Source organism: Paenibacillus phyllosphaerae, assembly GCF_014192105.1.
GTDB classification, from domain to species: domain Bacteria; phylum Bacillota; class Bacilli; order Paenibacillales; family Paenibacillaceae; genus Paenibacillus_Z; species Paenibacillus_Z phyllosphaerae.
The window spans coordinates 58,062-76,795 of the sequence record NZ_JACHXK010000010.1 but is presented as its reverse complement, the minus strand read 5'-3'; the positions used below and the strand labels follow the sequence as shown (position 1 = coordinate 76,795).

Annotated in this window: 17 protein-coding genes; 4 read left to right on the top strand and 13 right to left on the bottom strand. The window is 56.5% G+C overall.

Annotation, left to right across the window (positions count from 1 at the left end; genetic code table 11):
* Nucleotides 1-235: 235 nt before the first annotated feature.
* Entirely contained in the window at nt 236-403 is a 168-nt protein-coding gene (locus FHS18_RS20230) for a DUF1328 domain-containing protein (protein ID WP_183601966.1), read from the top strand.
* A 154-nt stretch (nt 404-557) separates the two neighbouring features.
* On the opposite strand, the gene FHS18_RS20225 is transcribed toward FHS18_RS20230, so the two are convergent.
* A complete protein-coding gene (locus FHS18_RS20225) occupies nt 558-1,904 on the bottom strand; it encodes a GH1 family beta-glucosidase (protein ID WP_183601964.1) in 1,347 nt (448 codons plus the stop codon).
* 380 nt (nt 1,905-2,284) lie between these two features.
* Between FHS18_RS20225 and FHS18_RS20220 the strand changes: the two genes are divergently transcribed.
* On the top strand, nt 2,285-3,076 hold the full coding sequence (locus tag FHS18_RS20220; protein ID WP_343060595.1) for a lipase family protein: 792 nt from the start codon (nt 2,285-2,287) through the stop codon (nt 3,074-3,076).
* A gap of 58 nt (nt 3,077-3,134) precedes the next feature.
* Here FHS18_RS20220 and FHS18_RS20215 read toward each other — a convergent pair whose 3' ends face one another.
* The 10 genes from FHS18_RS20215 to FHS18_RS20170 all read right to left on the bottom strand — a co-directional run bounded on the left by FHS18_RS20215 (nt 3,135) and on the right by FHS18_RS20170 (nt 14,658).
* Nucleotides 3,135-3,488: an MmcQ/YjbR family DNA-binding protein gene (locus tag FHS18_RS20215; RefSeq protein WP_183601962.1), complete on the bottom strand. Its 354-nt coding sequence runs from the start codon at nt 3,486-3,488 to the stop codon at nt 3,135-3,137.
* A gap of 4 nt (nt 3,489-3,492) precedes the next feature.
* Complete coding sequence (locus FHS18_RS20210; RefSeq protein ID WP_183601960.1) at nt 3,493-4,707, bottom strand: GIY-YIG nuclease family protein; 1,215 nt, start codon at nt 4,705-4,707, stop codon at nt 3,493-3,495.
* Nucleotides 4,708-4,973: 266 nt separating this feature from the next.
* Nucleotides 4,974-6,176 carry a VWA domain-containing protein gene (locus FHS18_RS20205; protein ID WP_183601958.1) on the bottom strand — a complete coding sequence of 401 codons (1,203 nt, stop codon included), beginning with the start codon at nt 6,174-6,176 and terminating at the stop codon, nt 4,974-4,976.
* A 17-nt stretch (nt 6,177-6,193) separates the two neighbouring features.
* Entirely contained in the window at nt 6,194-8,578 is a 2,385-nt protein-coding gene (locus FHS18_RS20200; RefSeq protein WP_183602190.1) for a DUF5682 family protein, read from the bottom strand.
* Complete coding sequence (locus FHS18_RS20195) at nt 8,557-9,651, bottom strand: AAA family ATPase (RefSeq protein WP_183601956.1); 1,095 nt, start codon at nt 9,649-9,651, stop codon at nt 8,557-8,559. The genes FHS18_RS20200 and FHS18_RS20195 overlap by 22 nt, the downstream gene beginning before the upstream one ends.
* On the bottom strand, nt 9,624-11,513 hold the full coding sequence (locus FHS18_RS20190; protein WP_183601954.1) for a HEAT repeat domain-containing protein: 1,890 nt from the start codon (nt 11,511-11,513) through the stop codon (nt 9,624-9,626). The genes FHS18_RS20195 and FHS18_RS20190 overlap by 28 nt, the downstream gene beginning before the upstream one ends.
* Before the next feature lie 43 nt (nt 11,514-11,556).
* Nucleotides 11,557-13,008, bottom strand: a complete 1,452-nt coding sequence (locus FHS18_RS20185; RefSeq protein ID WP_183601952.1) for an SWIM zinc finger family protein — start codon at nt 13,006-13,008, stop codon at nt 11,557-11,559.
* Between the two features lie 176 nt (nt 13,009-13,184).
* A complete protein-coding gene (locus tag FHS18_RS20180; protein WP_183601950.1) occupies nt 13,185-13,406 on the bottom strand; it encodes a hypothetical protein in 222 nt (73 codons plus the stop codon).
* A 126-nt stretch (nt 13,407-13,532) separates the two neighbouring features.
* A complete protein-coding gene (locus FHS18_RS20175) occupies nt 13,533-13,754 on the bottom strand; it encodes a hypothetical protein (protein WP_183601948.1) in 222 nt (73 codons plus the stop codon).
* A 124-nt stretch (nt 13,755-13,878) separates the two neighbouring features.
* On the bottom strand, nt 13,879-14,658 hold the full coding sequence (locus tag FHS18_RS20170; RefSeq protein WP_183601946.1) for a YheC/YheD family protein: 780 nt from the start codon (nt 14,656-14,658) through the stop codon (nt 13,879-13,881).
* Between the two features lie 180 nt (nt 14,659-14,838).
* Between FHS18_RS20170 and FHS18_RS20165 the strand changes: the two genes are divergently transcribed.
* Nucleotides 14,839-15,420, top strand: coding sequence for a CBO0543 family protein (locus FHS18_RS20165; protein ID WP_183601944.1), 582 nt, complete (start codon nt 14,839-14,841; stop codon nt 15,418-15,420).
* 63 nt (nt 15,421-15,483) lie between these two features.
* On the opposite strand, the gene FHS18_RS20160 is transcribed toward FHS18_RS20165, so the two are convergent.
* The gene (locus tag FHS18_RS20160) at nt 15,484-16,200 is read right to left on the bottom strand and encodes an HAD family hydrolase (RefSeq protein WP_246427792.1); all 717 of its coding nucleotides are present in this window, start codon (nt 16,198-16,200) and stop codon (nt 15,484-15,486) included.
* A gap of 123 nt (nt 16,201-16,323) precedes the next feature.
* On the opposite strand from FHS18_RS20160, the gene FHS18_RS20155 reads away from it, so the two are divergent.
* Nucleotides 16,324-17,067: a M15 family metallopeptidase gene (locus FHS18_RS20155; RefSeq protein ID WP_183601942.1), complete on the top strand. Its 744-nt coding sequence runs from the start codon at nt 16,324-16,326 to the stop codon at nt 17,065-17,067.
* A gap of 74 nt (nt 17,068-17,141) precedes the next feature.
* On the opposite strand, the gene FHS18_RS20150 is transcribed toward FHS18_RS20155, so the two are convergent.
* Complete coding sequence (locus FHS18_RS20150) at nt 17,142-18,605, bottom strand: nicotinate phosphoribosyltransferase (RefSeq protein ID WP_183601940.1); 1,464 nt, start codon at nt 18,603-18,605, stop codon at nt 17,142-17,144.
* Between the last annotated feature and the right edge of the window lie 129 nt (nt 18,606-18,734).

Sequence of the window (18,734 nt, the reverse complement as noted above, 5' to 3'; positions counted from 1 at the left end):
GAATTCCAGGGCCCACATTTATAACGTCAAACTTATAAATGCCTGGAATTCAAGGTGAAACGACGCTAGCCACTAGGCAGCGCAGCGCGTTTCATTCTGAAGTTAAGCCAGTGGCAACCGGACAAGCCTGATCCACCGTTAACGCGTTAGCCGCGAGACCTGGAGGATCGGATCTGCCCGCTTGCGACTTGAGCTTAACGCATCTAAATCGATACGAAAGGGATGGTGATTGCTCATGTTACGTTGGGCAGCGATTTTCTTCATTATTGCGATTGTAGCGGCGATTTTCGGATTCGGGGGCGTAGTAGACGCCGCGAGCGGCATTGCCAAGGTCCTCTTCTTCGTGTTCCTGATTCTCTTCATCGTCTCGCTCTTTACCGGACGCCGTAATTCATCCATGTGACGGTAAGGAAAAGTGATTGACCCACCATCCAATCTGCGCATAGCCCAATAGCTGCGCGCTTGGATACGAGGTGAAATTGAGAAAAGCCGGCATTGCTGACGGAATCAGCATTGCCGGCTTTTTCGTTGCGTGCATGAGCGTATTTGATAGCCGCCTACACTTCGTACCAGCCAAGCTGGACGACTTTTTTGTACCATTTGTAGCTGTCCTTCGGGGTACGCTTCTGCGTGTCGTAGTCGACATGAATGAGACCGAAGCGCATCGAGTAGCCGTAAGCCCACTCGAAGTTGTCCATCAGCGACCAGCAATAGTAGCCTTTCACCGGCACGCCGGAAGCAATCGCACGCTCTACTTGAGCGAGATGGCTCTTCAAGTAAGTGATGCGGCGCTCATCGTGCACTTTGCCGTCCTCGGAAACCCCGTCGTTATAGCAAGCTCCGTTCTCCGTAATGTAGATCGGAATGTCCCCGAACTCCTTATGAATCCAGGTCAACACGTTGTACAAGCCTTGCGGGTAATAGTTCCAGCCGATATCCGTCTTCTGCCAGCCCATATCGACCGTCTCGAAGTCGAACAGCCCTTCGCCTTCCTTGTACCGGCCGATGCCGCCGGTGTAATAATTCACGCCGAGGAAATCGATCTTGCTGCTAATCAGCTCCATGTCGCCGGCTTCGATGCGAGGCTGAGCGCCTTTGGACTTGAACCAAGTCAGCAGATGCTCCGGATACTTGCCCGTCATGACCGGACGGATGAACCAGTCGTTCAGCCAGCCGGAAGCGCGGAAGCAAGCGTCGATGTCCTCTTGCTTGCTGCTGTAAGGCTCCTGCCACTCCGTATTCGGCACGATGCCGATCTGCCCTTCCATGCCAAGGGAACGGAACTTCTGGACCGCTCCGCCATGGGCGACCAGCAAGTTATGCGCCACATTGACGGCCAGCTGCAGATCCGTGTAGCCTGGCGCATGGGCGCCGATGTAGTTCGAGAGGAAGGAAGAGCACCAAGGCTCATTGAACGTGGCGAACCAGTTGATTTTGCCCCGGAACGATTCGAAGATCACTTCCGCGTACCGTACAAAATGGTCGATCGTCGCCCGATTGTCCCAGCCGCCCTGATCTTGAAGCGCCTGCGGCAAATCCCAATGGTAGAGCGTGCACATCGGCTCAATGCCGTACTTCAGCAGCTCGTCGACAAGGTTATGATAGAACGCGAGCCCCTTCTCGTTCACCTCGCCCGATCCGTCCGGGATGATGCGCGGCCACGCAATCGAGAAGCGATACGACTTGATGCCAAGGTCCGCCATTTGCTTCACATCTTGCGGATACAGATGGTACATATCGCAGGCTACGTCGCCGTTATCCCCTTGATACACTTTGCCTGGCGTACGGGAGAACGTATCCCAGATCGACATCCCTCTGCCGTCCTCTTGATAGGCCCCTTCGACTTGGAAGGAGGCCGTTGCCGCACCCCATACGAAATCTTTCGGAAACTGTACGATTGCCATTCGTCTTACCCCTTTCCCTTACTCCTTCATTGGTGTCAACACGTGTTAATCACCACCCATTATAGAGGAGGCCCAAAAGAGCAAGTTTATCCAATTTGGCTCTCGTTCCTGCCGATTTGGCTCTAATTGTGAACGCCGTTGACGTCCTTGCCTGACGGCACACATGCCTAGCGCTGCGCATATGATGGGAGCAAGGTGAAACGGCTGATGCCGTCTTTAATGGTCGTGCTAGTTTCATTCCGGAAGCGGATGGGTTTGCGTTCACGGTCGTAAGAGCGGGAATGCAGCATTAAGCTTATATCCTTATATCTAAAGAGACCGATAAAGGGGCCGCTTGTCGTTAACGAATGCGGGGGCGCGATTAGAGGAGGGAACATGCAGTGGATGAAAGAGGCGCAATGGATATACGTACGGCGCTGTTCCTGGCTGCGGTATGCGGACAAACCTACGCGCAATTCAACAACCCTCGGAACTGGTTTATGCTGCCGCGAACCTACCAGACGGTCGGCACCTTCACGGCGGAGGTCTATAACGGCGTTACGGAACCGTTCGGCTTCGTGATCGAATCGGACCGAGCCGCGATTCTTGCCTTCCGGGGCACTGGATCTGCGGTCGACTGGGTGTCGGATCTGATTGCCGAGCAAATCCCATACAAGCCGGTTGCCGGGGCAGGCGCGACGCACCGAGGCTTCACCGAAATCTATATGTCTGCGCGAGAACAGGTCATGGCCCTGCTCGATCAGCTCCCGCCCGAGAAACCGCTCTTCGTCACCGGGCATAGTCTCGGCGGCGCGTTGGCTACGCTTGCGGCACTGGATATTGCGAAGAATCAAAGCTTCCAACAGCTGCTCGTCTACACGTTCGCCGCGCCGCGCACGGGAGATCCGGCCTTCGTCAAGATGTACAACAAGTCGGTGCCGGTTCAGGTCCGGATCCATAACGAGTTCGATATCGTCCCGCAGCTGCCGCCGCTCTTGTACCACTCGCCGCGCACCGACAAAACGTACACGTATATGCATGTCAAAGGGGAAGAAAAGCTCAGCTTCCGGACCGGATCGGTAAGCGGGAACCATATTCTGAGCAGTTACTTTAACAACTTGGCGGAGCAGGCGCCGGAATTCGCCGCAGCGCTCTGTTCGGACCCGCCCGGCTGGTGCCCGGGAAACTATTAGCCGCAAGGCATAAGCCATATCGGCAAGCAGATGCCTAAGCCGCAGCCTGCACCTCGCCCTAGGGAAGGATCGCATCCTCGATACGGGAGCGTTCCGACTTCGGAAGCCCCTTGAAGACGAGTTTATATGAATGATCGATCATATCCTGCACTTCTTCGATCGTCAGCGAACCGTCCATATGAACGGTGTTCCAATGCTTCTTGTTCAGGTGGTAGCCAGGCGTGATGGCTTCATGCTGCTCGCGCAAATTCTCCGCGATGGCAGGGTCGCACTTCAGCGAGACCGAGCTGCCGTCTCCGGGCATGAGCGCGAACATTTTGCCGCCGACCTTGAATACCATCGTATCCGGCCCAAAGGGATATTCCAGGACGGCCGCCCTTCTGCTTAAGCAATATTCCACGATTGGATCCATTTGCTTATACGTCACTCCTTTGCATTCTTTCACTGCGGGCATTCCGCTGTTCATAATTGGCCTTGCATAGCTGCATCAACTCATAACGGATGCCGCGCTTCGGTGCGGCTATTAGTCTGACCGGGGCTTGTCCACGTATGCGCAGCGCGCGGGCAACCGCCTTCTGGTCACCGATCTCGCTCACAATAACCTCGTCCGGACGCGAACCAGCGTATCGCTCGATCAAGAATCGGTCACAGCCGCTGCGGTCGTCTGACCCTCGCTCCCAAGGCAGCTGTTCGAACTGATGCAGCATGCCTTGGCGCACTTTCGCGATCAGAACGGTCCCTTCTCCGAAATAAACGACATCTTGGTTAATTTGGGCCTCGCGGTCGACAATCTGCTTGGCTGGTACCCGTTCCAGAATACGAATCTGCTCCAGCATATGTGCCGCACGTTCGAATTCCAGCCGCTCGGCGTACTGCGCCATTCGTTCACGCATCGCCTCGATCAGCTTCTCGCCTTGATTGCGCAGCAGGGAAGCCGCTTCACGCGCCGAAGACCGATAATCCTCTTCCGATATCATCCCTTCGCAGACGCCGCTGCATCGCTTCAGATGATAGAGCAGGCATACCTTCTTCGGCATCGTGTCACAGGTCCGCAACTGATAGTGATCATTCACGAATAAGAGCAGCTGATCGCGAAAATAACTGCTGGCAAAAGGGCCGAACCGTTCCTCCGCTTCTTCAGCCGCTGCCGTCAGCTCCATTGCTGCCGGGAAATAAGCCATATTCTCTTCTGCAATGCCCTCTGCTGCCACTGATGCAGTCGCTGTAGACGCAAGCTGCTGGCTAATATGCGCTTCTGCCTTCGCCTGTCTGCGGTCACGGTAATAGACGGCCAGACGCGGATACCGTTCATCCGTCATTTGCAGATACGCATAGCCGCTGTTGTCTTTCTTCAGCGCCCGGTTGAACGGCGGCTTGTGCACTTTGATCAAATTATTCTCCAGCAGCAGACTTTCATGCTCATTATTAACGACGATCACCTCGATCGAAGCAATCTGCTCTACCAGCTGGGTAATCCGCTGCCGCTTCTGATTGCCATGAAAATAAGAGCGCAGACGGGCGCGAATCGACTTCGACTTGCCTACATACAGGATGCGGCCATCCTCGCTCTTCATGATGTAACAGCCCGGCAAAGCCGGATATTCTGCAGCTCGAAAGGTAAAGGACGGCATGATCATCATCCTCCTGCATGTACGCTCGCATTCTCTCATAACAAACGAACATATATTCTCGTATCTTCAGTTTACCAGAGGTAAAGGACCGGAAGCAATATACGAATCTTCCCCTTGCACAAGATGCTATTAGAGGCACAACAAACAAGCAGCGTGCCATCGCCAATGAAGCGATAACGCGCTGCTTGCGCTGTTAATCGTTGCTTAAGTTAATGATTCCACACCTTAACCGTTGCGGGCGTTAACAAACGGTCGAATCTTCCGTTTTACTTCGCCTTATTCCCTGCCGTTTGGGTAAACGTCATTAGGTCATGGCCTTTCAGCGCCGCCTCTATCAGCTCCGGGAGACGATCCGGCGTACAGCCGAAGCACGGAATGCCTTGCTGAGCCAATTTCTTGGCATTATGCTCATCATAGAACGGCACGCCATTGTCGGACAGCGCCAGCAGGCAGATCACGGTAACGCCGGCTTCGTGCATGTCGGTCAGCCTGCGCAGCATTTGGGCTTGGTTGCCCCCTTCATACAGGTCGGAGATCAGAATGAATAGCGATTTCTTCGGTTCCTTGATGAACGTCTGGCAATACTGTACCGATTTGTTAATATCCGTCCCGCCGCCGAGCTGAATGCCGAACAGCATATCGACCGGATCGTCCGCGCATTGCTCCGTCAAATCGACGACCTCGGTATCGAACACGACTACTCTCGTCTCGAGGGATGGCATAGAGGCGAAGATCGATCCGATCACCGAAGCGTAAATAACCGAGTCCGCCATCGAGCCGCTCTGGTCGATATCGAGAATAACGGTCCACTCCTTGCTGCGTCTTGCGCGGTCGAAGAAGTAGAAGCGCTCCGGAATGATCGTCTTCCGCTCCTGATTATAATGCTTCAGGTTACGGTCAATCGTCCGCTTCCAATCCATACCGCTGATGGAGGGCAGCGGCGTATGTCGCCTGCGGTTAATCGCGCCGGTCACGGCCCGGCGGAGATCCGTCGCGAGCCTTCGGGTAATATCCTCCACCACGGTACGAATAAACTGCCTGGCTGTTTCCTTCGTTTTCTCCGGTATTTGCCCTTTGAGCGACAGCAGCGTGGACACCATCCGAATATCCGGTTTGACCTTGGCTAGCGTCTCCGGTTCGAATAGCAGTTCCTTCAAGCCTTTGCGCTCGATCGCATCGGCCTGGATAACGGAGACCACGTCCATCGGGAAGAAGGTTCGGATGTCGCCTAGCCACTTCGCTAAAGAAGGGGCCGATTTGCCTAGTCCTGCGCCCCGACTAGCGCTCTTGCCCGAGCTTTGAACAGCTTCCCCTTGCGTACCATCGTAGATGGCTGCCAGCGCTTGATCCATCAGCGCCTGCTCCTCATTCAATAACGGACCGCTGCCGGGCGGTTGCAGCTTTTCCTCAGCCGACTGCCCGAGGATGAGGCGCCAGCGGCTGCGTTGTTCCATATGGTCAGTCGTCATTGCTCGCTCATCCTTCACTAGAAATCTCCAAAGTCAAAATCGTCCAATGCCGCAATCGCGGTCTGCTCATCGTCGGTCAGCGGCTCTTGCAGCGCCTCCGCCTCCATGGAGGCGGAGGCGCCCCACAGGTCGCCCAGCAGCTCGGCTACCGCCGCCTTTTCTCTCGGCTCGAAGGCGCCGAAGGAGCGGCGCAGGAATACGAGCGAGCGGCGGAATTGCTCAGGCTCGAGCGACTGGATGTAGCTGTCGAGCTGCCGCCATAGCGAAGGACGGGAGAGCAGCGCGTAACGATTGCGCAGCGAAAGGCCTTCGAACCAGCCCGCTCCCAGATCAGCTGGAATCCCGGGCGACAATCGCCGCGATACCTCCTGTTCGCAAGCTTCCTCCGTGACCGCATGCCGCTCGAGCATAATCGCGAACGCATAGCCGGACAGGCGCGCATTCCGGTCATCGCGCGACGCGAGCTCCCACAGCTGACGCTGCCACACTTCATCGTCGATCCGCTCATGCTGGTCCTGCGACACGGTATGAAGTTGGTGAATCGCGCTTAGCATTTGCGTAGCCGCATCATCGCTGCATCCCGCCGCATCGACCAACAGCAAGGCGGCACGGAAGAACAGCTGTTGCAGCAGCGGAACGAGCACTTCGGTATCCGTTCGCCTTAGCGAGCCGTAGTGAACAAGCGCCGATAGCTCGAATGCCGCTTGCGCCAACGCGGTGAATTGCTGGCCGTCGACAGACAAGCGTTGCAGCGCGGCTCGCGCTTCTTCCATGCATGCCGTTAATCCGCAGTCGCACGACAGGCGCACCAGCTTGGCGGCTTCCGCGACATCCGCGCAACCAGCAAGCCGCTCCCGAATCGCATAAGCGGCTGCCCATTCGATTGTCTCGCCTTTAAGCGTAGACTCGATCAGCTGAATCTCCGCCTCCGGGGTCCACTGCAGCACCCAATGCTCGGACCAAGCCGGCGCATCGGACCGCAGTGTCCGGCGACTGGCGAAGGATACCCCCAGCAGCTCCAGACGATGCAGCAGTATGGAACGCTCGAGATCCTGATAGGCGAGTTCCTTCGTCTTTACTCTCCGGTTCTCGCGCAGGTCCAGCTCCAGATCGGTGGCGACAGCCGACTTGTATTTCGTAAGCTTCAATCGCTTCAACTGACGATTCAAGTCATCCTGGATCGGCGTCTGGCTGATCCCCTCCGGCAGGAACCCGATCGAAGTGCCGATCTCGGTGCGGACCATCGCTTCAGCGACGACGGACCGCTCCCCGTAACCGAGCGTAACGACTGCCGCATCGCGTAAGTCCTCTAGGATCGGCTGGTTGCTCCCCCGCAAGGAAGCCAGCGTCTGCGCAAGCCGGACCCCTTCAATGACCGAGGCCGTCGAGCGATAGGTACCCTGCTCGCGAAGACGCTGGGCAATATGGGACAAGTAGAGGGACGGCAGGTTATCCAGCGCCCCGTCTTGCAGACAGTCCCACATAAGCTCAAAATAAGCCGGTGCCGGGTTGCCCGCACCGTAACCGGATTGGCTCGACAGCTTATAGTACGAATAAGGCATGAGCGTCCGCTTCGTCGGCGTCCGCGGCAGCTTCGCCAGCTCCTGTTCGGTCATCGGCGCAAGCGAACCGTCAAGTCCGCTTACATGGTGCGCACCGGTAACGACAACGATCTTCTCGGGCGGTATCCCGGCTGCCAGACGGCGGCTGATCTCTAGCCGCATATAGCTTTCGCGCACTTCGTTCACGGCCGATTCGATCGGATCTGCCTTCCGTTCATCGTCCTCCAGCAGACGGCGCATCTGCCAAGATAGTTCCGTAATCTCGTGACGATACCCTTCCATCTTGCCATCGTGCTCAAAGTGCCGCTCCCAGTAACTCTCGTAATTCTGCTCACCCGCAAGCTGCGCAATCTGCTCATAGAGCTGATGCTGACGCGTGTAATATTGGCGCTTGCTCTCGAATGCCTCTTCCCGGGCTGCCTGCAGCACCTCATCCGCTTGCTCGCTCTCTTGCCGCTCCAGCAAAGCCTGTTTCCGGTACTCATACAGCGTCACGGAAATATCCGACGGCAGATCGATGAATGCCGCGTCCGCACCGTTAGCCGCAGCCCAGCGGAATGCTTCGTATTCGGGCGAATACGAAGCGAACGGATACAGCAGCGTTCGCACCGGCAAACTCTCCGTATACGCCATCAAAGCGACTGGAGGCACAACGCCTTTGGCACTCAGCTGACTGATCCACTCGGTTGCATCGGAGGGGCCTTCTACCAGCACGACCGACGGCTTCACCTGATCGAGCAGGGTCCGCAGATGATACGCGCCCGCCGGCGACAAGTGCCGAACGCCAAATAGGTGCACATGGCCCTCGCCGCCGCTAATCAACCGTTCATCTCCCGGCATGCATTGTACAGTGGACGCCATTCCGATCCCCGCTTCTTCATCACGTTCTCGAGGTAATCTTTCCATACAAGCCGATCCTTCTCTTCGTCCTTCACGATCGCCCCTTGCAAGCCGGCAGCCAGATCGCCCTCTTCCACTTCGCCGCTGCCGAAGCTTGCCGCCAGCGCCATGCTGCCCGTGAGCAGCGAGATCGCCTCTGCCGTCGAGATGACGCCGCTTGGCGCCTTCACCTTTTCCTTGCTGTCGAGCGTCGTGCCCAGGCGCAGCTCGCGGAAGATGGTGACTACCTTGCGGATCGTATCGTCCGCTGGAAGCGCTGCGCCGATCTCATAGCTATTCGACAGTTCGCGCACGCGTCTGCGGACGATATCCAGCTCCGTCTCCAGATCGGCAGGCGCGGGCAGCACAATGCTGTTGAAGCGGCGCTTCAATGCGGAGGACATCTCGTTCACGCCGCGGTCGCGCGTGTTCGCCGTCGCGATAATCGAGAAGCCTTTGGACGCGGACAACTCCTGGCCCAGCTCGGGCACGGAGATCGTCTTCTCCGAGAGGATCGAGATGAGTGCATCTTGAACCTCGGACGCGCAGCGGGAAATCTCCTCGAAGCGCGCAATGCCGCCCTCTTCCATCGCACGATAGATCGGGCTCTTAATGAGCGCCTGTTCGGAAGGCCCATTCGCGAGAAGCATCGCATAGTTCCAGGAATAGCGGATCTGCTCCTCCGTCGTGCCGGCTGTCCCCTGAATCACCTTCGAGGAGCTGCCATGAATCGCCGCCGTCAAATTCTCCGACAGCCACGACTTGGCCGTTCCCGGCTCGCCGATCAGGAGCAGCGCCCGGTCGGTCAGCAGCGTGGCGATCGCGATCTCAACTAGTCTCGAATGACCGATATACTTCGGCGTTATGGTGACGCCGCCTGCCGTGCCTCCTGTAATGAATGTCAGGACGGCGCGCGGGGACAGCTGCCAGCCCGCAGGGCGAGGCGCCTTGTCCGTTTCCTTCAATGCTTCCAGCTCGTGCGCATATAGTACCTCGGCCGGTAATCTTAACGCGTTAGTTGCTGCTTGAGCCATGCGATTTGTTCCGCTCCTTTATATGCCGGAAATTCGGCATAGTCGTTTTGTTTCATGCGTTCTATAGCTTGCGTGACTCTCGTCTTGTAGTACGTGTGCAAGGACTTCGCGTTCTCTTCTACCTGCTGCGCATAGGAAGCCGGCAGCAGACCTAGCAAGGACACGAACCGCTCGGAGTACGAATTATACATTTTCGCATAAGAGGTCAAGTGAACCAGCAGACGCGGGATATCCGGATACCCGGCGACCAGCAGGGTTAGCAATAGCTGCTCCGCATAATCGAGCGGTTCTCTGACCTTGTGCACTTGCATCAGCTTGTCGGCAACGTAGGCAACCGCCTCTGAATCATTAGGCGATGCCAGCAAGAACGGAGCGACGAGCGAAATCTGATCGGAGCTGACTAGCTGCTTCAGCCATCTTAGGTCACGGAATGCTTCCGGGAGCTCGACTGGACGAGTATCGGCATATTCGTCATAGCCGCTCTCGGCTCTGCCGAATACCGCATGTTCCACACGCGGCAGCAGCCCTTCCATGGTATGCGCCAGCAGTTTCGCCGAGCCGGAAGACTTCTTGGCCAGTTCCGGGGCAAAGCGGTCGTATACTTCATACGCTGACAAGCAACGTGTCGCAGCGATCAGACTGTAACCGATGAAGCGTTTCTCGAAGCTATCCTTTAATTCGAGGACGAAACGATCCGCTTTCGGCATCTCCAGTTCAAGCAGCAGGCGTACCGGATATTCGCGTATATAGGCTTGCGAGAACGCGATAAACGGTTTGCTCATCTGCACGGCGCAGAGCAACTGATAGACGTTCTGCCCCTTCTTGCCGTGCAGCGCCTTCAAGGTATAGTCCAGATGCGTCAGAACGGTATCCCGCTTCTTCACCGCCTTGGCTTTGTCGTCGCCTTCGGCTTGATCGGCCGTCTGCGATTTCTCCTCCAGCTCCTGAAGAAGGCCGAAGCCGTAATCCACCACAAGAGCAGTCAGCCGCTCATCCTGGCAAGCTTGCACCGCTTGCACGGCAGCCTCCTGATCCTTGCCGGTGAACGCCTCGAACAACCGGCTCACGCTCGCTTCGCTTGCGCTGCCCGCCAGCGCCTCATAAGCCGCGCGCCGAACTTCCTTCCGCCCGTCGGCCGAGAGCTCCAGCAGCAGAGGCAAATAGTCGGGATGTCCGGCGAGCAGGCCGAGCGCTGCAATACGCACATCGGCAGAGCCCTCTCTGGCTGCCAGTTCCACCGTGCCGAGCTCCGCGTCTCCCGCAATGGCGTACAATACGCGCAGCTTCCGTCCATCGCCCTTGTTGCCTTGCAGGTTAAGTTTCCGCTTAACGATCGGCACGATCGGCTTGCCAATGGCCGGCATGACGTGATCGGCGATATAATCCGCAATCTCGGGAACGTCCTCCAACCCGTCGACAGCCGGCAGGTACGTCCTGAAATCTTGAAACACGCCCTCCTCAGCTCCGCTGCGGATGACCGCAACTCGTCCGCTTCCCCGCGTCGTGAGCGCCTCCAATAGAGGCGCCAGCTTGCGGTAAGAAGCAGGCTGCGACACTGACGCGCACCCTAGCGGCACGAGCGGAACCGGATCGCCTGCCGCGTCGCTCTTGCCTTGCGTATACATAATCGAATGAAGCAGGCTGCCGAGCGCAAGCAAAGGCACAGCCGCCTTATCGCCGCTTGCCTCAATCACCTGAGAGACGTAATCGGCCAACCGCTTGAACACCGGCGATCCTTCGCCTAGCTTCGCTAGCTGCGGCTGAAGCCTGCGAAGACGCGGGTCTCCCTCTGCCAGGCCGCTGCCCGCGATGAAAAGTCTGCGCACCTCGTTATGTAAATCGGATAGAATAGCGATACTCATCGTTTGAAGTCTCCTCTACTATGTTCAGACCGCTTGGCAACAATTAATATAGCAACCGGATGATTTGGCGGGGGGTGATGATAGAAATCGGCTGAGCGAGCAGACGGGAGCTTGCCAGGTCATGCTCGAACAGCACGAGTGCCGCTGCGTTCTCCAGCTGATCGGGCGAGAGCAGCTCGAACAAATGCGTGGTCTTGCAGCCGAGCGACGGCAGATCGGCTAGCGCAATCCGTGTCCCTTGTTCATCCTCCATATAACAGACGCCTTCGGTCGTCGTACCAATCGTCTTGAACTTGACCAACTGCCATGGCTGTCTGTCCGCAAGCGGGTTCTTCAGCTGATTCTTCACCAGTTTAACGGTCTCCGCAAGCGTCGGCTTGGCATGCGCGTATGCCGCAGCCGTGTCGCTCGCGCTCGTCTCGCGCATCACCGACTCCTCGAAACGTACCCGAGGATTGAGGTCTCCGGGATAGATGAACAGTTCTTTCACTTGCATCACCTGGAAGCAACTATCCTCTTCCTTAATAAACTTCGCCGCCCGGAACGGCCGGAGATTCTTGGTCGTATAGGATGCGCCATCCTTCAGCGAAAGCCAGTAGCCCTCATCCACATACTCTCCGCGCGCCGTATCGGCATAGGACAGGAATCCAAGCTGAATCAGCTCGACATCTTGCACCGAGTGCCCCAGCTCACGCAGTTCGGTTAGCTGCCATGCATGCCCGATCCGTTCCTCTAGCGACGTTGCCGTCTCCATCGGCAGCTCGGGATCGGCTGCCCGCGCGGCCAGATAGTCCTTGCTCCGCTTCATAAGCGTGTGAAGAACAGTCAATCGATCCATGACCTCGGTATACACCTGTTCCCGCTCCGTTGGCGCGCTGAGCAACTCGGACAGCTCGAGTACGGCCGCTTGGAAGCCTGGCACGTAGAAGCCTCCCAGTTGCTTGGCCTGCTCCTTCATGAGCCGCAACATGCCCGCATCTACGGAAGCAATGCCGTTCTGCACAAGCTGCAACACCAGCTTCTCGAGAATTGCGGCCCCTTCCTGCTGCGCGGCCAGCTTCTTCACCAAAGCCGACTTGTTGACTTTCCGCTTGGCGGGAGCCGCCGTCCCGTCAGCAATCTGTTCCGCCTCGGTCTGCCGCTTCTCTTCCCGTTTCTCGGCCTTCTCCCGCTTGTCCGCAATATCGTCAGGAATCGGCGCGACCGCGAACTCCTTACCTTGCGCATAAGCGAACAGCAATCCGACGACATGCTTGCACGGGAACTGCCTGCTCGGGCAGGAACAGCGGTACACGGGACTCTCCGGCTTGGCGAAGTCAGCCGAACAGCGGTACGGTTCCTTGCCGCTGCCCTTGCATTCGCCGAACAGAAGCGATCCATCCTCCGAACGGTTCAGCAGCGTGAAACTATTCTTCTTGACGAGGTCGCGGCCATTCTTAGCCGCGCTCGCATTAAGCGCGATCGAGTCTACAAAAGCTTCTGTCACCGTCACCATCGTTGTCATCTCCATACTCTGCGTTATATCCATTTATTTTCCACGTGGACCAGTTTATTTCCTGCATCGGAAAACTAGACCATATTTTTACCAATTATAGAACATGTGTTCGTAATTTGGCAATGCGGATTTTAAAATTAAAAAACCGGAAGCTCACGGCCCCCGGTTCAGATGTTTTAGACACCCATTTTCTTGCGCTGATTGTTAACTTTCTTCGTGTTCTGGCTCTTCATGACGGCTTGATTGCCGCCTTGGCCGAACTTCTGCTTGCCGCCGTTGCTCTGCTCCTGCTTCTTCTGGGCAAGCTTCTGCTTGACCGCCTCGGCAAGGGAGACCTTCTTAGGTTCTTGAATCGTTTCTTCCTGGCTTACTTCAGGGGTTACTTGTTCTTCTGACATGAGATCACCTCATTTACATGTACTGCTCATATTGTAGCGTTTTTTCACATCCGATGCCACCCGCAAATGGACGATCCTTCCGGAAATCTTGCGGCGGCGCGCCTTTAAGCCAGCCAAGCTCGCTTGCTACTCCCTTAGCGCATCCTTCAGACGGCTGGACATCGTCTCTTGGACGCGGGAACGAATAACGCCCCTAAGCTTCACCGTCTCCTGACGCAGCCGCTCATTCTCTTCACGCAGCCTTACGCCCTCCTCCAGCAGTTCCCCGTTCTCTTGCCTCAGTCTTTCATTCTCACGCATCAGTTCAGCTTGCTGGTCCTCGATCTTGCTATGTTCCGCTTCCTTCATCGCGCTTGCGCCTCACTTTACGTTCGTCACTTCCATAGAGCCATTGTAGCCCAGCGCGATTGCGGACCGCAAGGTGAAACGGCTTTCGCCGTCTTTGATGGCGCAAACGCATTTCATTCCATGTTCATTTGTCAGATAAACGGCCGTAGCTCTTGGCGAACGAACGCATGCGGTTATAAGCTACCTCGTCGACCTGCCGGAGAGGGTGGTATTGCGGATGATTGGAGTTGACCTCAAGAACCCACAGTTTCCCCTTGCGATCATAGGCAAAATCGATGCCCATCTCGTGCATGCCTCTCTTCTTGCTGCTGAGCAGCCGGGATACCGCGAGCGCTTTCTCCTCCAGCCGTCTCGTGCGTCCCGCAGCGTGCCCCTCGCCTAGCCCCTTGCGCTGCCAAAGCTCGCGCAGCGTAATGATTTGTCCGCCCTGATAAAAGTTGGTCACGATCTTCCCCGGCTTCCCGACCTTGACGAAGGCGCCGGTGCACGTCCAATTGCCTTTGGGCTTGCGCTGCATCATGACACGCATATCGTATGGGCTGTTACCGGCCTTATCGAGCCTGATCGCCGCCTGTACGATCATTCGGCCTTTCGCGGCCGCTTTCAGATGCCGATAGACCTCCTGGACCGTGGCAAATTCCCGGCGGGTCGTCTGACGGCGGCGCGTACCCAGAAGCTCGAAGCCCTGCGCAAGACGATTTAACTTAAATATGCCAATGCCAAGCGAACCGACATCAGGCTTAATATATAAGGAAGCATGGGTTTGCGACATGGTTTTAAGGCCGGCTAACGTGAGCGCAGCCGTACGCGGGACAAGGCTCGCGAGCGTTTTGCTGCCTTGCAGGTAACGGCATACGCGAAGTTTGCCTCGGATCGTGCTGCTCTTGTAATTTTTGCGATTCATAGCATTCACCTCGCAATACCATATGTACCGAGAGGCGTACGAACCTGTGCGTATGGAAGGGGACGAACGTTTGATTTTTCCCCAATGCCAATTGTTACTACATCCGCCTATCAAGAATGAGCTTCCTGCGTTTACGGAAAAACTGACAATAACGCTTACAACTTACAGGAGGTGATGCGTATGGCTAGAATCGAGCATGAAGGCAATGCCATCGATCTTGCGCAGCAAGCTACAACGCAGCTTCGGCTTCATCATTGGCTGCAGGTCGAAGTGCTCTCCGCCCAATGGTGGTTCCTGCTCGTAATCTTCGTCGTATCGATCGCTGTATGGCTTGTCGCGGTGGATAAAACCCGATTCTTCGAGCTGCTGCTGTTCGCAGCGATTCTGTCCTACATCACGACGATGCTCGACGCCATCGGAACGGAGCTTCATATCTGGAGCTATTCGTACAAGCTGGTCCCGCTCTTCAACCGGTTAATACCGATCGACGTTTCTTTGCTGCCCATTACGTATGCGCTCGTCTATCAATGGTTCGGCCAATGGAGGCACTATCTGCTTGCCCATCTTATCGTTGCTTGCGGCGCGGCTTTCTTGGCAGAACCGTTCCTGATCTGGCTCCACATCTACAACCCGCACCACTGGAAGCATATCTACTCCTTCCCGATCTACATCCTGCTTGCCGTCTTCATGAAATGGGGCATGAGCCAGCTCAAGCATATTCAGTTACGCTATCGCGCCTTCCAGAAATCGCCTTCGACTTAGCGCAACGACAAGAGGCCGCCAACTCCAGCTTGGCAGCCTCCTCTCCTAACCTTGCACCTTCCGTCACAGCCCGCTTCCCGGCACCTTGCGCAAATCCCCATCCCATAGCTCATAGCGGCAGGAGAATGCAATACCTTCCGGCGATGACTCCGAATGAATATAGCAAGCGTCGATCCCGATCCGGTGCGCGCCTTCCATATCGGTCCGCGGATCGTTGCCGATCATAATCGCCGAAGATAGATCTGCCCCGTATTGCTCCTCCAGGTAAAGGTAGAACAACGGATCCGGCTTGCATACGCCCGCTTCCGACGAGATGGCAAGCCCGTCGAACAGATCCTTGATCCCCAAGATCGTAAGTTCGGCTTCGATGAACGTCTTCTGCCCGTTCGAGAGCAGATACAGCTTCTTGCCTTGCTGTCTCAGCGACTGCAGCAGCTCGAGCGCCCCGTCATATAAGGCAAGCTTGCGCATGGATAGAATACGGAACCAGCGCACCGTCTCATGCAGCCATTCTGCCGAAACCTCTCTCCCCCATTGCTGCGCCAACGCGGCAAAAACCTGTTCATAGGCAAACTCCGGATGCTCCGCCCGTGCCCTGCCTGCCTCCAGCTGGCGCCCAATCTCTTCGGCCACCGCGCTCTTTAGCTCCTCCGGTCCTACCTGCATGCCGCTATAGCGGAAATGCACCGCCAGACGTTCCCATACCTCCGGACTCTCTTCGTCTGTTACAATGTCTATCAGCGTTCCATATAAATCGAAAATATAAGTCTCGTACATCATGCGATACCTCTTTCATTTATCATTCTACGCTTAAAAGTTTACACGATCGAAACAAGTCGGATAAGAGGTTGATAGATTTATTCTCTATAATCGGGTAAAGAACGATTAAAAGGAGATGACAGCATGAACTTCCGACAATCACGCAAACTGATCGCAGCTCTGCTCATCGGCGCTTCCCTGACGACAGCGGCCACTTATCCTGCTGCGCACGCCGCTTCAGCCAGCTCGTCCTTCCTATATAGTAACGCGGCGAGCCGCACGATTACCAAATCGACCAGCGGCGCGAATATCGTCATCAATAAACTGAGCACGCTTGTGCTCGTCAATAAGACACGCAATCTGCCATCGAATTATGTACCGGCCGATCTGGTCAAAGTGAACGTCCCGTTCTCCTTCTCGGGCGACAGCCCGAAGAAGCAGATGCGCAAGATCGCGGCTGAGGCGCTCGAGAAATTGTTCGCGGCGGCCAAGAAGGACGGGATCTCGATTAAAGCCGTCTCCGGCTACCGCTCGTACGCGACGCAGAAGGCGATCTTCGACCGCAACGTGAAGCTCAAAGGCGAGAAAGTGGCGAATCAGACGAGCGCGCGCCCCGGTCAAAGCGAGCATCAGACAGGCCTTGCGATGGATATTTCGAGCGCATCGGTTAATTATGAGCTGGAGCAGAGCTTCGGGGATACGAAGGAAGGCAAATGGCTGGCGAAGAACGCGCCGAAGTACGGCTTCATTATCCATTACGGCAAAGGCCTGGAGAAACAGACGGGCTATTCCTATGAGCCTTGGCATGTCCGTTACGTTGGCGTCTACATGGCAAGCGTTATTACCGCCTCCAATCAATCGCTCGACACATTCCTTGCCCAGCAATAATCCCATTCTTCTATCGCATGTCAAAAACGCACGGCGCTCTATAAAAGCGTATCCGTGCGTTTTTAGTTTGCCTGCTAGCGCTTGTCCTTATAGCGCTTGATCAGATCCATTTTCTTCTCCCATACGGCAGGGCTCAAGTCAACCGGATACCCTTCCGGGTTGAGCTTGCGCAAATATTCGGGCCAGAACAGTTCCAGCTGCCGCGTATGATGCGAGCGGATGGCCTGCAGCGTAGGCAGCTCATACACGCATTCGCCGCCTTGGAAGATGGGAACGAGCAGCGGGATCGCTTCGTAATCGCTAATCCGCTTATTCAAATAAGGATGCGCCGGGTCAAAAAGCTCCAGCTCCGCGCCGGCGCGCACATTCTCCTCGTCCTCGAACGCGAGATAATCGGCTTCCGCCTTGCCGCTTGCAAGATTGACGAGCCGGTAAACGTCCTTCACCCCCGGCGTCGATACCTTCTCCGGGTTGGACGAAATCTTGATGACCGGCTCCATCCGTTGATCCCGCTCAATCGCCACAAGCTTATATACGCCGCCTAGCGCCGGCTGATCGGCTGCGGTGATCAGCTTCGTCCCGACGCCCCAGCTGTCGATCTTGGCCCCCTGCGCCTTCAGGTTGAAGATCAGATTCTCGTCCAGATCGTTCGAGGCGACGATCTTCACGTCCGTAAGCCCCGCTTCATCGAGCATGACGCGCGCCTGCTTCGACAGGTAGGCCAAGTCCCCGCTGTCGAGGCGGATCGCGCTCATCCGTTTGCCCTTGGCAGCGAGCGACAGGCCGACCTTAATCGCGTTCGGCACACCGCTTCTGAGCGTATCATACGTGTCGACGAGCAGCGTCACCTGGTCTGGCAGCGCTTCGGCATACCGCTCGAATGCCTCGAGTTCCGTACTGTGGCTCTGCACCCACGAATGCGCATGCGTACCTTTGGTCGGTATGCCGAACAACATCCCGGCCCGCATATTCGAGGTCGCGTCGAAGCCGGCCACATAGGCCGCACGCGCGCCCCATATCGCGGCATCGCCCTCTTGCGCACGCCGCGTGCCGAATTCCATCAGCACGTCATTCGGCGCCGCTTGCTTCACCCGCGCCGCCTTGGTCGCGATCAGCGTCTGGAAGTTGATGAAGTTCAAGATCGCCGTCTCGACCAGCTGCGCCTCCGCGATCCGCGCCCTCACCCGCAGCAGCGGCTCGTTCGGGAAGGCCAGCGTTCCTTCCGGCATCGCATCGATGTCTCCGGTAAAACGCAGCGACTCGAGCTCCGAGAGGAAGGCTTCGTCGTAATTCTCCTCCTGCTCGCGCAGGTAGGCGATCTCCTCCTCGGTGAAACGCAGCTGCTTGATGAACTGGACGACGCGTTCCAACCCGGCGACGACGGCATATCCGTTGCCGAACGGCAGCTTGCGGAACGACAACTCGAAGACCGCCTGCTGATTCATCGTGCCGTGCAGCCAGTGCGCGTACATCATATTGATCTGATATTTGTCCGTATGTAAGGTAAGATTGGCGCTTATCCGATCCGCACCGATCATACGCATTCCTCCGCTTCTCTAACGCCTATTGCGCCTAATATTCCCTCTTGTGCGCCCAATTACCCGCATTCAAGCATAACCGAATCGGAAGACGCTACGCAAAAAACATAAAGGCCGCGTTCTGGACAA